A 13,059-nucleotide genomic window follows, 5' to 3' on the forward strand; every position below is an offset into this window, starting at 1 on the left:
TGTGACGTCTGAGCTGAGGTTTTTCCGTAATTCATTCGTCGGCTGGCTCCACCTCGCCGTCCTGCAAGCGCTGCATCACATATGCCAGCGCCTTGGCCAGGTGCTTTTGCACGGAGCTGTCGGAGATATCCAAATGCCGGGCGACCTGGGCGTGGGTCATGCCCTCTATACGGTTCAGACGGAAGATCTGCTGGGTGCGTTCCGGCAATTGCGCCAACGCCTGCTTCAATGCCTGTCGCTGTTGCTGCGCCATTGCCTGAGCCTCCAACCCGGCCACTTCATCTTCAATCTCGGCCAGCGCCTCATGGGGCACGGAGTCTGTCTTGCGCCGCGCTTCCTGGCGAATATGGTCGATCAGCAGATTGCTCGCCGTTCGATAGAGATAGCCCTGGGAGTTGTCGATACGCTCGCCGGCGGGTTTTTCCGCCAGGCGCAGGAAGCTCTCCTGCACCAGGTCGGCCGCCAACTGCGGGTCCCGTACCTTGCGCGCCAGATACCCGCGCAGGGTATCGGCGTGCTTGAGAAACAGGCCTTTGAGATCCACGTCCGACAAACCGACTCCCTGGAATGTAAAGGAAACAGGCGGGCATCTTAAGCGTTGTCGAGAATGATTTTCAATTGATATCTAATCCGATTCGAGCGCCGGACACGTCTGATTAACGGTTCGGTAATCGAACACATCTGCCGTCATCAATTGACCAAATTAACTAACCAGTACATTTTATCCCCACAACCAACAAGAACTGTGGAGATCCCCCGTATGCCGCCCATCGTGCTGGTGCTCAACGGCCCCAACCTCAACCTGCTCGGCACCCGCGAGCCTGCGACCTACGGCCACGAAACCCTGGCCGACGTCGCTGCCCTGTGCGGCCGCAGCGCCGAACAACTGGGGCTCAAAATCGAATTCCGCCAGACCAACCACGAAGGCGAACTGCTGGACTGGATCCACGGCGCCCGCGCCCGCTGCGCCGGTATCGTGATCAACCCGGCAGCCTGGACCCACACCTCGGTGGCGATTCGCGATGCCCTGGTGGCCAGTGAAGTGCCGGTGATCGAGGTGCACTTATCCAATGTGCATGCGCGCGAGGCGTTTCGGCATCACTCGTTTGTGTCGCCCATCGCCAAGGCGGTGCTCGCGGGCTTTGGCAGCCATGGCTACCACTTGGCCCTGGAACATTTCAGCCAGTTGTTGAAGGGGTCGGCCCGATGAAACCGCGCATCCTCGCCGGCCTGATCGGCGCCGGCATCCAGGCTTCCCGCACCCCTGCGCTGCATGAGCAGGAAGGCGACGCCCAAGGCTTGCGCTACCTGTATCGCCTGATTGACCTTGAGCCCCTGCACCTGGACATCAACGCCCTGCCCGACCTGCTGGAGGCTGCCGAGTTGATGCACTTCACCGGGTTGAACATTACCTACCCGTGCAAGCAGGCAATCCTGCCGTTGCTCGATGATTTGTCCGACGAGGCCCGAGGCATCGGAGCAGTGAACACCGTGGTGTTCAAGGACGGCAAGCGCATCGGCCATAACACCGACTGCCTGGGATTTGCCGAAGGCTTTCGCCGCAACCTCAACGATGTGCCGCGCCAACGCGTGGTGCAGATGGGCGCGGGCGGTGCCGGCGCAGCGGTGGCACATGCGCTATTGGCAGAAGATGTGGAACACTTGAGTATTTTCGACGTGGACGCCAGCCGCGCCCGCGACCTTGTGGATAACCTCGCCCAGCGTTTCGGCGCCGGCCGCGCCCAGGTCGGCACCCACCTTGAAAACGCCATGGCCGAGGCCGATGGCTTGGTCAACACCACGCCCATGGGCATGGCCAAGCTGCCCGGCACACCGGTGCCCGCGGCCCTGCTGAGAGCCGAACTGTGGGTGGCTGAAATTGTGTACTTCCCGCTGGAAACCGAACTGCTGCGCGATGCCCGCGCCTTGGGCTGCCGCACCCTGGATGGCGGCAACATGGCGGTGTTCCAGGCGGTGAAGGCGTTTGAACTGTTCAGTGGCGAGGTGCCGGATGCGCAGCGGATGCTCGCGCACTTCAAGAGCATGAACAGCTGAAATGTGGGAGGGCAAGCGCCCTCCCCCATTGGGTCAGGCGGTGTACTCAGGCCTGCAGGTAGCGCAGCACCGATTCGCAAATCATCTCGCGATGCCGTTGTTTAACCGCCTCATCCGACAGGTCGATCTGAAAGATCTCACTGAACGTATGGCGGTTGGACACCCGGTAAAAGCTGAATGAGTTGATCAGCAGGTGCACGTCCAACGGTTCCAGCCCTTCGCGAAACAGCCCCATCTCGGCGCCCCGGCGCAACGTCACCCCTAGCCCCTCGAGGATTTTGCTGTTCATCGCCTTGATGGTTTCGGTGCGTTTCACGTACTCGGCATTGTGGATATTTTCGATGCTGACGATTCGCACGAAATCGACGTTCTGATCGTGGTGATCGAAGGTGAACTCCACCAGCCGCCGGATCGCCTCACGCGGTTCCAGGGCGGTGAGGTTCATCCGCGTTTCGGTGTTGCGAATATCGCCGTAGAGCTTCTCCAGCACCTCGACGTACAACTGCTCCTTGCTGCCGAAGTAGTAATAGATCATGCGTTTGGAGGTATGGATGCGCTCGGCGATGGCATCCACGCGAGCGCCGGACAGGCCCTGCTGAACAAACTCGACGATGGCTTCCTGGAGAATGTTCTCGCGGGTCTTTTCCGGGTTGTTCTTACGACTCTTGCGCGGTGCGTCTGACACCGCGGGGAGTTCGGGACTTGAGGTCATGGTGCGCTCACGGCCATTTTTATTGTGCAGGCCGCGATTATGGGCCGAGGCGTCTTACGAAGGAAGCACCTGGCCCACCGTTATAAACGCGCCTGGCGCACCGCGCCGCTGCGGGATTTGGCCATCGCCGCCAGGCGCACCGCTACGTTGGCCGCGCCGTAGCCGGCGTAACCGTTCTTGCGTTGGATGATCTCGAAGAAAAACCGTCCTTCGAAGGGCTCGGTGTACACATGAAACAACTCACCGCCCTGGGCGTCACGGTCGTACAACACGTTGTAGTACGCCAGTTCGCTGAGGAACTCATCATCGAAATCAAAGCGCGCGGCCAGGTCATCGTAGTAGTTGAGCGGAATATCCAGCAGCGGCACCCCGGCCTCCTTGGCACGGCGCACTTCGGCAAAAATATCCGCGCAGTCAAAGGCAATGTGATGCACACCCGAGCCGCGATAGCTCGACAGCGCGTGGGAAATCGCGGTGTTGCGGTTCTCGGAAATATTCAGCGGCAAGCGAATCGAGCTGCAACGGCTGCGCAGCGCACGGCTCTTCACCAGGCCGTAAGGGTCGGGCAGCACCACTTCGTCATCGGCTTCGAAATCCAGCAGGCTCTTGTAGAACAGCACCCAGCTGTCGAGGCTGTCGGCCGGCAAGGCCATGGCCATATGGTCGATGCGCAGCAAACCACCGCCGGCAGCGCTGGACGCTTGCAGATTGAAGTCGGTGTCGTAGATCCCCCCCTCACTCTGATCCACCAGGTAAATCAGGCTACCGTCCGGCGCACGTACTGCCGCCAGCTCCAACTCGTTGGGCCCGACCAGGCCGCGATAGGGCTGGCCCTTGTAGGCCACCGCCCGTTCCAGGGCCTTGGCGCTGTCCTTGACCCGAATCGCCGTGGCGCACAACGACGGCCCATGGGCCTCGAAAAAGTTATGCGCGAAGGAATAGGGTTCGCAGTTGAGGATCAGGTTGATGTCGCCCTGGCGCAGCAGGCTCACGCTCTTGGAGCGGTGCTGGCCGGCCTTGACGAAACCCAGGCGTTCCAGCCAATGGGTGAGCTTGGCGCCGAGGTTTTCATCCACGGCGAACTCAAGGAACTCAATACCGTCGTATTCGCTGGCCGCCGGGGTATCAAACAGAATCTCGACAGGTTGCGCGGGGGCCTCCTGTTGCAGGCGCTCGCGGGTTTTCTCTTCCAGGTACAGCAGGGAGCGCAGGCCATCCGCCGCATTCGCGCGGGTTGGGGCGGCGCGAAAGCCATCGTTGAAAATTTCCAGGGACAACGGCCCGGTGTAGCCGCTCTTGATGATCGGCGCGAGGAACCCCGCCAAGTCGAATTCACCCTGGCCGGGGAAGCAGCGAAAATGCCGGCTCCACTCCAGCACATCCATGGCCAGGATCGGCGCGTCGGCCATTTGCACAAAGAAGATCTTGTCGCCGGGGATCTGCGCGATGGCACTCGGGTCGCCCTTGAGCGACAGCGTGTGGAAGCTGTCGAGCAACACCCCAAGGCTCGGGTGATCGACCTGGCGCACCAGGTTCCACACCTGCTGCCAGGTGTTCACATGCTTGCCCCAGGCCAACGCTTCATAACCAATGCGCAGGCCGCGACGGCCGGCGTGTTCGGCCAACAGGCCGAGGTCGTCGAGCAGGATGCGTTCATCCCCGACGCAATCGGCCGAAGCGTTACTGCACACCAGCACCAGGTCGGTGCCCAGTTCCTGCATCAGGTCGAACTTGCGCTCGGCGCGCTCCAGGTTGCGCGCCAAGCGATCGCGGCGGCAGCCTTCAAAGTCGCGAAACGGCTGGAACAAGGTGATGGCAATGCCGAGGTCGGCGCACATCTGCCTAACTTCCCGAGGGCTGCCGTCGTAATACAACAGGTCGTTCTCGAAGATCTCAACCCCATCGAACCCGGCGGCGGCAATGGCTTCGAGCTTCTCCGGCAGGGTACCGCTCAAAGACACGGTGGCGATGGAACGTTGCATGGGTGACTCCCGGCAATTGTTGTTTATGGCAAATTATTCGCCCCCAGACTACCCGCAGCAATTAAAATGTACGAACCGGTTAGTTTTTGGTGCGATTATCGAACACTAAGCCTCTTTGGCGAATTGACGATTTTTTAGCCACTGCGCACCATCAATCACGCAGCGACACCCAAAAGAAGACCCACAACACCTCATAAAAATTTCAAAAAACGGGTACAACCACATGCCTTCGCAAAATTCCGCCCTGGCCGCGCGCCCGGGCACCCCGCACGCCAGCATCGGCAACAAGATCCGCGGCGCCATGGCCGTGGGTAAAACCCGCTGGGGCATGCTGGCCCTGGTGTTCTTCGCCACCACCCTCAACTACATCGACCGCGCCGCCCTGGGCGTGATGCAACCGATCCTGGCCAAGGAAATGAGCTGGACGGCGATGGACTACGCCAACATCAACTTCTGGTTCCAGGTCGGCTACGCCATCGGCTTCGTGCTGCAAGGCCGCCTGATCGACCGCGTGGGCGTCAAGCGCGTGTTCTTCTGCGCAGTACTGCTGTGGAGCCTGGCCACCGGTGCCCATGGTCTGGCCACTTCGGCGGTCGGTTTTATGGTCTGCCGCTTTATCCTCGGGCTGACCGAAGCCGCCAACTACCCGGCCTGCGTGAAGACCACGCGCCTGTGGTTCCCCGCCGGTGAGCGTGCGGTGGCCACCGGTATCTTCAACGCCGGTACCAACGTCGGCGCGATGATGACGCCGATGCTGCTGCCGCTGATCCTGCACGTGTGGGGCTGGCAGGCGGCGTTCCTGTGCATGGCGTCGCTGGGCGCGATCTGGCTGGTGTTCTGGGGCTTGAAGTACTACAACCCGGAAGACCACCCGAGCGTTAAACAATCCGAACTGGACTACGTGCAACGGGAAGTCGAACCGGAACAACCCGGCGTACCGTTCAGCCGCATCCTGCGCATGCGCGGCACCTGGGCCTTTGCCATCGCTTATGCACTCACCGCACCGGTGTTCTGGTTCTACCTGTATTGGCTGCCGCCGTTCCTGAACCAGCAATACAACCTGGGCATCAACGTGACCCAGATGGGTATCCCGCTGATCATCATCTATCTGACCGCCGACTTCGGCAGTGTGGGCGGGGGGATTCTGTCTTCGTTCCTGATCGGTCGGGGGATGAACTCGATCAAGGCGCGGTTGCTGTCAATGCTGCTGTTTGCCTGCTGCATCGTCGGCGTGATCATGGCGGCCGGTTCCAGCCAGCTGTGGGTCGCGGTGTTTGCCATTTCCCTGGCCATCGGTGCGCACCAGGCGTGGACCGCCAACATCTGGAGCCTGGTGATGGACTACACGCCCAAGCACATGATGAGCACGGTGTTCGGTTTCGGCGGCATGTGTGCAGCCATCGGCGGCATGTTCATGACCCAGATCGTCGGTCACATCCTCACCGTCACCAACAACAACTACACCGTGTTGTTCACCCTGATCCCGGCGATGTACTTCATTGCGCTGACCTGGATGTACTTCATGGCACCGCGCAAGATTCCGACCGTAGACGCCTGATCACCTGCGCCGCTGCTGCCAGGCAGCGGCCAGACCGCTCATGCAGATCACCCCGATGCCGACCACCGTGGTCACATCGGGGGTATGGTTGAACACCAGCCAGCCCAACAACCCCGCGAAGACGATCTGGCAATAGCCGAACGGCGCCAGCAAGGCCGGTGCCGCGAAGCGAAACGCCTGGGTCAGCATCAAGTGCGCGGTCATCCCACAGGTGCCCAGCGCCAGCATCAACACGCCATGCCACAGCGTGGGAACCTGCCAGAAGAACGGCACCATCGCACTCATCACCAAGGTATTGCACAGCCCGGCGAAGAAGTTGCTGGTGGTGGGCGTGTCGTATTGGCTGAGGATGCGCGTGAGCAGTTGGTAGAAGCAGAAGAACAGCGCCGAACACAGCGGCAGCAACACCGCCGGCGTAAACAACTCACCGCCTGGGTGAATGATCACCAGCACGCCGACGAAACCGCAGATCACCGCCAGCCATTGGCCGCGTGTCACGTGTTCGCCAAGCAGCGGCACCGACAGTGCCGTCACCAGGATCGGCGCGAGGAAGTTCACCGCCGTGGCTTCCGCCAACGGGATGTAATGCAGCGCCGTGGTGAAAAACAGGCTGGTGCCCAACAGGCACAAGGCCCGCACCACCTGCATCCCCGGGCGTTTACTGCGCAGCACGCGCAGCCCTGATTGCGGCAGGAAAATCCCGGCCATCAGCAAGGTGTGCACCACGTAGCGCACCCACACCACCATCACGATCGGGTAGAACCCGGCCAGGTATTTGGACAAGGCATCGTGGCTGGAGAACAGGAATGTCGCCAACACGATCAGCAAAATGCCTTTGAAAGGATGGTTGACGCCGGAAAGGGGGGTGCTGACAGTCATGGAATTCTCTTGCGTGGCGAGCGGAACGCTGAGCACTGAACGAAACAGCGCTCAACCCGGTAATCTAGCAGCCGGGCTGGAGCCTGCCCCAAGAGCATAACCAAACACCGGGCGAACAGCGCACTAAATCACTGGATTCGAGTCCAACGCAGCACCTTAGCCTGCGCATTGCATACTTTTTAACCAAGGCCTTGCCGCGATGAAAAAAATTCTTTTTGTTCTTTCTGCCCTTGCCCTGCTGACCGCCTGCGACCAGGCGTCCACGCCAGCGCCCAAACCTGCGCCGCCTTCCGTGCAGGCCACCCTGGTGCCCGAAACCCCGCCCACGGATAAATGGGTCGGCAAATGGATCGGCGTCGAAGGCCTGTACCTGACCATCGCCAAGGACGACAGCGTCGGCCGTGGCCATTACCTCCTGACCATGCAATACGGCCTCGACGCCGACGACTCGGGCACCTTCAAGGGTGAAGCGGCCGAAGACGGCATCGCCTTCACCCGTCCGGACGGCCCGCAACTCCTACGCGCCGGCGACGGAGAAGCGACCGGGCTGAAATGGCTGGCGGACAAAAAAGACTGCCTGATCGTCGCCACCGGCGAAGGCTATTGCCGTTAATACCGACCATACTCAGACACTAAAATTAGTGTAGGAGCGAGCTTGCTCGCGAAAATCGTTAACGATAACGCGGGCAATCGGGTTAAACGCGGTGTTTGTGCGTTTTTCGCGAGCAAGGACTAGGCGTCCCCCTCGCTCCTACAGAAGGCTGATCAAGAGGATTGCCCCATGCTATGGAAAAAAGGCCGACGCAGCGACAACGTGGTGGATGCCCGCGATGACAGTGGCGGCGGCGGTGGCGGGATGCGCTTTGGCGGCGGCAAGGGCCTGAGCCTGACCGCGATTGTGCTGATCGTCGGCATCGGCTGGCTGACCGGCCAGGACCCGATGCAGATCCTCGGCCAGTTGACCGGCCAGATGGAACAGGCGCCCTCGGTGAGTACGCAGTCACGCCAGGCGCCGCCGGCCAACGATGAGCAGGCCGACTTCGTACGCGCCGTGCTGGGCGATACCGAAGACACCTGGGGCCAGGTGTTCAAGGAAAACGGCCTGGTCTACAAAAACCCGAAACTGATCCTGTTCCGTGGCCGGGTCAATTCCGCCTGTGGTGGCGCCACCTCGGCCAGCGGTCCGTTCTATTGCCCGGCTGATCAGCAGGTCTATCTGGACCTGGATTTCTTCCGGGAAATGTCCCAACGCTTCCAGGCGGCCGGCGATTTCGCCCAGGCCTATGTGATCGCCCACGAAGTCGGGCACCACGTACAAACGTTGCTGGGCATTTCGTCGAAGATCCAGGCCGCACGCCAGCAAGGCCGGCAGATGCAAGGCGACGGTGGCCTGCTGGTGCGCCAGGAGCTGCAAGCCGACTGCTTCGCCGGTGTGTGGGCCAACCGTGCGCAAAAGCGCCTGAACTGGCTGGAGCCTGGCGATATTGAAGAAGCACTGAACGCCGCCAACGCCATCGGCGATGACCGTTTGCAGCAACAGGGCCAGGGGCGCGTGGTGCCGGACTCGTTTACCCACGGCACCTCGGCACAGCGGGTGCGCTGGTTCAAGACCGGCTTCGCCCAGGGCCAGATCACTCAATGCGACACGTTCTCTGCCAAGAGCCTATAAATGAATCAACGATTGGGACTGCTGTTGGGCCTGTTGCTCATCTCATCATCCGCCTGGGCCGCCGAGCATGGCGTCAAGGTGGTCAGCCCCGAGCGTTTTCATCTGGAGGCCGGCGATCTCAGCCTCGGCCTGAGCCAGGACTGGCGCCAGCCACTGCCCGACGTCACCCGCGCGTTGATCATCGTGCACGGGCGCCTGCGTAATGCGCAGACCTACCTGCAAAGCGGAATGGATGCCGCCGAACACGCCGGCGTCGCCGCCAACACCCTGGTAATCGCGCCGCAGTTTCTGAACGGGTCCGACATGCAGCGCAACCACCTGGACAACCAAGTGCTGCGCTGGAAAGGCAATGACTGGATGGCCGGCGACGCCTCGACCGGCCCGGGCCAGATCAGCTCTTTCGGCGCCCTCGACCAGATCATCAAGCACCTGGGCAACCGCACGCTGTTCCCGGCGCTGAAGGAAATCGTGGTCGCCGGCCATTCCGGCGGCGGCCAGGTGGTGCAGCGCTTCGCCCTCACTGGCCACGCGCACCCGACCCTGCAAACCGAGGGCATCCGCCTGCGTTATGTGGTGGCCAACCCCTCGTCCTATGCCTACTTCAGCCCACAGCGGCCGGTGAAGTTCGAGACCGCCAGTTGCCCAAGCTTCAACGCCTGGAAGTACGGCATGCAGCACCTGCCGGCCTACGCCAACGGCCAAAGCGCCGAGCAGCTGGAACAGGCCTACGTATCACGCACCATCACTTACCTGCTGGGCCAACAGGACACCGACCCAAACCACCCGGCACTGGATAAAAGCTGCGAAGCCGAGACCCAGGGCGCGTATCGGCTGATTCGCGGGCACAACTACTTTGACTACCTCAAGCAGCGCCATCCGCAGTTGCGCCAGACGCTGGTGGAAGTGCCGGGGGTGGGGCATGACGGGGATGGGATGTTTACGTCGCCCGAGGGCCAGAAGGTACTGTTTTCCCAGCATTAACTGAAGAAACCGCACCTCCCACATTTGATCTCTATTGCCTGGCCTAAATCATCCGGCGCAGTACCGCGCAATCTGCAGCATGCCAATCCGCCAGCTCCGGCCACGGGTTCTCCGGCAGGTTGACCAACACCGTCCGCGCCCCTGCCGCCCGGCCGCAGTCCAGGTCAAAACGGTAATCGCCGACCATCACCATCTCGCTCGGCGATACATCCCACGCCGCCGCCAATTTCAACAACCCACCCGGATCGGGCTTGGGCGGCGCATCGTCGCGCCCCAGCACATCGTCCACGGCAAAGCAGTCCGCCAGGCCAATCGCCTCCAGGGTGATATGCGCCAACTCCCGCGCATTGCGGGTCAAAATGCCCAGGCGATAACCGCGCCCGGCCAGCTCGCGCACCAGTTCCACCGCACCGTCCGCCGCGACGGAGCCCAGCGCCAGCTCGCGCTCATGTTCCAGCAACCAGGCGTGCTTGGCCGCTGCGATGTCCGCCGGTAATGCGGCAAGGTGAGTGAGGATGTCGTCCTCGGGGGGAATGTCCAGGGCCACGCGAATCGCCGCAAAGTCATGCACCGCCACCGTCAGGGTGCCGTCCATGTCGAACACCCAGTGCTTAACGTCCGTCAGGCTCATGCCCAATCCTTGCGATGGCGGATCAAACCTTCCTGGGTCACCGACGCCACCAGTTGCCCGGCGCGGTTGTACACGCTGCCGCGGGAGAACCCACGGGAATTGCCGGCCCATGGGCTGTCCATGGCGTACAGCAACCAGTCATCGGCACGCAGGTCGGCGTGGAACCACAACGCGTGGTCGAGGCTGGCGACCTGCATGTCTTTCTGCCAAACAGTCTTGCCGTGGGGCAGCAACGAGGTGGTCAGCAGGCCGAAGTCGGAGGCGTAGGCCAGCAGGTATTTGTGCAGCGCCGGCGTATCCGCCAGGGCACCATCGGCGCGAAACCACACGTATTTGACCGGGTCGGACGGCTGCGGGTTGAACGGGTCTTTTTCGGTGACCGGGCGCACTTCGATGGGCTTGGGGCACAGCAGCTTGTCGCGCATATGCTCGGGGATCAGGTGCGCGCGCTGCTGGGTCAGCTCCAGCTCCGACGGCAGGTTTTCCGGGCCGACCACCACGGGCATGGTGGTCTGGTGCTCGAAGCCGGCCTCGTCGTACTGGAACGAAGCGCTGCAGGTGAAGATCGGGTGGCCCTTCTGGATCGCCGTCACGCGGCGGGTGCTGAAACTGCCGCCATCGCGTACACGGTCCACCGAGTACACCACCGGCAACTTCGCATCGCCGGGGCGCAGGAAATAGCCATGCAGGGAATGCACATGCCGCGCTTCTTCGACGGTCTGGCTGGCGGCCGACAGCGACTGGCCGAGCACCTGGCCACCGAACAGTTGGCGAAAACCCAGGTCCTGGCTGCGGCCGCGAAAGAGGTTTTCCTCGATCGGCTCCAGGGTCAGCAAGTCCACCAGATCTTCCAATACTTGGCTCATAGAGCAACTCCTACAACAATCGATAGGGCATTCCGGGCTGCTTATCCGTGCAGCGTGTCCAACCATTGGGCGCGGGTGATGCGGTACAAAACGTGGGGGCGCAGCGGGTCATCGGCTGCGACCTTGGGGTGTGCAAAATCTGCCTGGGGATCGTAATGCATACCGATGGCCTGCATGACTTTTTGTGATGGCAGATTGGCTTGAGTGGTGAAGGCGACGATTTCGTCCAACTGCAAACGGTCGAAACCACAGCGCAGCGCGGTCCAGGCCGCCTCACTGGCATAACCCAGGCCCCAATGCTCACGGGCCAGGCGCCAGCCGATTTCCACTGCGGGGGTAAAGCCCGCTTCGAAACTGACGTTCTGCAACCCGGTCAGGCCGATGAACTCACCCGTGTCCTTGCGTTGCAGGGCCCACAGGCCAAAACCGTATTCGGCGAAGTGGCCGCGAATCCGGCCGATCAGGGCGGCGCTTTCCAGGTGGCTCAATCTGGCCGGGAAATAGCGCATCACCTGCGGGTCGGCACACATGCGCGCGAATTCCGTCAGGTCTGCATCGCGCCACTGGCGCATGACCAGGCGCGCGCTTTCCAATTGCAATATCTCCTCCATGGGTCCCCTCCCCTTGCCATGTGCGTGAGTGTACAGCGCTGTTAAGATCCTTCGCAGATCCCCGTCAGAAAATCCCATGCCTTTGCCATTGATCTACCACGATGACTACAGCCCTGAGTTCCCGGCAGACCACCGGTTCCCCATGGACAAGTTCCGCCTGCTGCGTGACCACCTGGTGGCCAGCGGCCTGACCGAGGACAGCCAATTGCTGCGCCCATCGTTGTGCCCACCGGAGATTCTGGCCCTCGCCCATGAACCTGGGTATATCGAACGCTACATGAGCGGCGAGTTGTCCCGCGAAGACCAACGGCGCCTTGGCCTGCCCTGGAGCGAAGCCCTGGCCCGGCGCACCGTGCGCGCGGTCGGCGGCTCGATCCTGGCGGCGGAGCAGGCGCTGGAACATGGCCTGGCCTGCCACCTGGCGGGCGGTACCCACCACGCCCACTACGACTACCCGGCGGGCTTTTGCATCTTCAATGACCTGGCGGTGATCAGCCATTACCTGCTGGCCAGCGGCCGGGTCAACCGCGTGCTGATCTTCGACTGCGACGTGCACCAGGGCGACGGCACCGCGCGCATCCTCCACGACATGCCGGATGCAATCACCGTGTCCCTGCACTGCGAAAAGAACTTCCCTGCGCGCAAAGCCCAGAGCGATTGGGACATCCCGCTGCCCATGGGCATGGGCGATGCCGACTACCTCACGGTGGTGGACGACGCCCTCAACTACCTGCTGCCGCTCTACCAGCCGGACCTGGTGCTCTACGACGCCGGCGTCGATGTGCACAAGGATGACGCCCTCGGTTACCTCAAGCTGACAGACGCAGGCGTGGCCGCCCGCGATGAAAGCGTGATGCGCCATTGCCTGGGCCGCGACATCCCGGTGATGGGCGTGATCGGTGGCGGCTACAGCAAGGATCGCCCGGCCCTGGCCCGCCGCCACGGGATCCTGCACCACAGCGCGCAGCGGGTGTGGACGTCATCAGGGTGTCATTGAAGTGTGGGCGTTACCCACAATGCCTGTGGAACGGCCTGTGGATAACTTGAGCGTAAGCGTCTGAAAGCCTGCATCCGTATAGCCTGTAGGAAGCTGTACGTTTTTTGATCAGGCAGCG

14 protein-coding genes are annotated in these 13,059 nt (G+C 61.9%); 7 read left to right on the forward strand and 7 right to left on the reverse strand.

The window, feature by feature from the left end; genetic code table 11:
* Window positions 1–31: 31 nt before the first annotated feature.
* The gene (locus BLW22_RS25695; RefSeq protein ID WP_065946560.1) at window positions 32–553 is read right to left on the reverse strand and encodes an RNA polymerase sigma factor; all 522 of its coding nucleotides are present in this window, start codon (window positions 551–553) and stop codon (window positions 32–34) included.
* Window positions 554–760: 207 nt separating this feature from the next.
* On the opposite strand from BLW22_RS25695, the gene aroQ reads away from it, so the two are divergent.
* Window positions 761–1,210: a type II 3-dehydroquinate dehydratase gene (aroQ, locus tag BLW22_RS25700; RefSeq protein WP_010206717.1), complete on the forward strand. Its 450-nt coding sequence runs from the start codon at window positions 761–763 to the stop codon at window positions 1,208–1,210.
* Window positions 1,207–2,055 (forward strand): shikimate dehydrogenase, encoded by an 849-nt coding sequence (locus BLW22_RS25705; RefSeq protein WP_074847717.1) that lies wholly within the window; start codon window positions 1,207–1,209, stop codon window positions 2,053–2,055. The genes aroQ and BLW22_RS25705 overlap by 4 nt, the downstream gene beginning before the upstream one ends.
* A 46-nt stretch (window positions 2,056–2,101) precedes the next feature.
* Here BLW22_RS25705 and BLW22_RS25710 read toward each other — a convergent pair whose 3' ends face one another.
* Both BLW22_RS25710 and quiC read right to left on the reverse strand, forming a co-directional pair.
* The gene (locus tag BLW22_RS25710) at window positions 2,102–2,767 is read right to left on the reverse strand and encodes a TetR/AcrR family transcriptional regulator (protein WP_027605289.1); all 666 of its coding nucleotides are present in this window, start codon (window positions 2,765–2,767) and stop codon (window positions 2,102–2,104) included.
* Window positions 2,768–2,847: 80 nt separating this feature from the next.
* Window positions 2,848–4,749 (reverse strand): 3-dehydroshikimate dehydratase QuiC, encoded by a 1,902-nt coding sequence (gene quiC, locus BLW22_RS25715; protein ID WP_027605288.1) that lies wholly within the window; start codon window positions 4,747–4,749, stop codon window positions 2,848–2,850.
* 223 nt (window positions 4,750–4,972) lie between these two features.
* On the opposite strand from quiC, the gene BLW22_RS25720 reads away from it, so the two are divergent.
* Entirely contained in the window at window positions 4,973–6,307 is a 1,335-nt protein-coding gene (locus tag BLW22_RS25720) for an MFS transporter (protein WP_074847718.1), read from the forward strand.
* Here BLW22_RS25720 and BLW22_RS25725 read toward each other — a convergent pair whose 3' ends face one another.
* Window positions 6,308–7,186 carry a DMT family transporter gene (locus BLW22_RS25725; protein ID WP_065925003.1) on the reverse strand — a complete coding sequence of 293 codons (879 nt, stop codon included), beginning with the start codon at window positions 7,184–7,186 and terminating at the stop codon, window positions 6,308–6,310.
* Between the two features lie 199 nt (window positions 7,187–7,385).
* On the opposite strand from BLW22_RS25725, the gene BLW22_RS25730 reads away from it, so the two are divergent.
* The 3 genes from BLW22_RS25730 to BLW22_RS25740 all read left to right on the forward strand — a co-directional run bounded on the left by BLW22_RS25730 (window position 7,386) and on the right by BLW22_RS25740 (window position 9,836).
* Window positions 7,386–7,799 (forward strand): membrane lipoprotein lipid attachment site-containing protein, encoded by a 414-nt coding sequence (locus BLW22_RS25730; RefSeq protein WP_074847719.1) that lies wholly within the window; start codon window positions 7,386–7,388, stop codon window positions 7,797–7,799.
* Window positions 7,800–7,967: 168 nt separating this feature from the next.
* Window positions 7,968–8,855 (forward strand): KPN_02809 family neutral zinc metallopeptidase, encoded by an 888-nt coding sequence (gene ypfJ, locus BLW22_RS25735; protein ID WP_074847720.1) that lies wholly within the window; start codon window positions 7,968–7,970, stop codon window positions 8,853–8,855.
* Window positions 8,856–9,836 carry a hypothetical protein gene (locus BLW22_RS25740; RefSeq protein ID WP_074847721.1) on the forward strand — a complete coding sequence of 327 codons (981 nt, stop codon included), beginning with the start codon at window positions 8,856–8,858 and terminating at the stop codon, window positions 9,834–9,836.
* A gap of 43 nt (window positions 9,837–9,879) precedes the next feature.
* Here BLW22_RS25740 and BLW22_RS25745 read toward each other — a convergent pair whose 3' ends face one another.
* The 3 genes from BLW22_RS25745 to BLW22_RS25755 are packed head-to-tail and all read right to left on the reverse strand — an operon-like array spanning window position 9,880 to window position 11,944.
* Complete coding sequence (locus BLW22_RS25745) at window positions 9,880–10,467, reverse strand: HAD family hydrolase (RefSeq protein ID WP_065924999.1); 588 nt, start codon at window positions 10,465–10,467, stop codon at window positions 9,880–9,882.
* Complete coding sequence (gene tesB, locus BLW22_RS25750) at window positions 10,464–11,333, reverse strand: acyl-CoA thioesterase II (protein WP_027605282.1); 870 nt, start codon at window positions 11,331–11,333, stop codon at window positions 10,464–10,466. The genes BLW22_RS25745 and tesB overlap by 4 nt, the downstream gene beginning before the upstream one ends.
* A 41-nt stretch (window positions 11,334–11,374) precedes the next feature.
* Complete coding sequence (locus tag BLW22_RS25755) at window positions 11,375–11,944, reverse strand: GNAT family N-acetyltransferase (RefSeq protein ID WP_065924998.1); 570 nt, start codon at window positions 11,942–11,944, stop codon at window positions 11,375–11,377.
* 76 nt (window positions 11,945–12,020) lie between these two features.
* On the opposite strand from BLW22_RS25755, the gene BLW22_RS25760 reads away from it, so the two are divergent.
* A complete protein-coding gene (locus BLW22_RS25760; protein ID WP_065924997.1) occupies window positions 12,021–12,941 on the forward strand; it encodes a histone deacetylase family protein in 921 nt (306 codons plus the stop codon).
* Window positions 12,942–13,059: the final 118 nt, after the last annotated feature.

This window comes from Pseudomonas marginalis (assembly GCF_900105325.1).
GTDB classification, from domain to species: Bacteria; Pseudomonadota; Gammaproteobacteria; order Pseudomonadales; family Pseudomonadaceae; genus Aquipseudomonas; species Aquipseudomonas marginalis.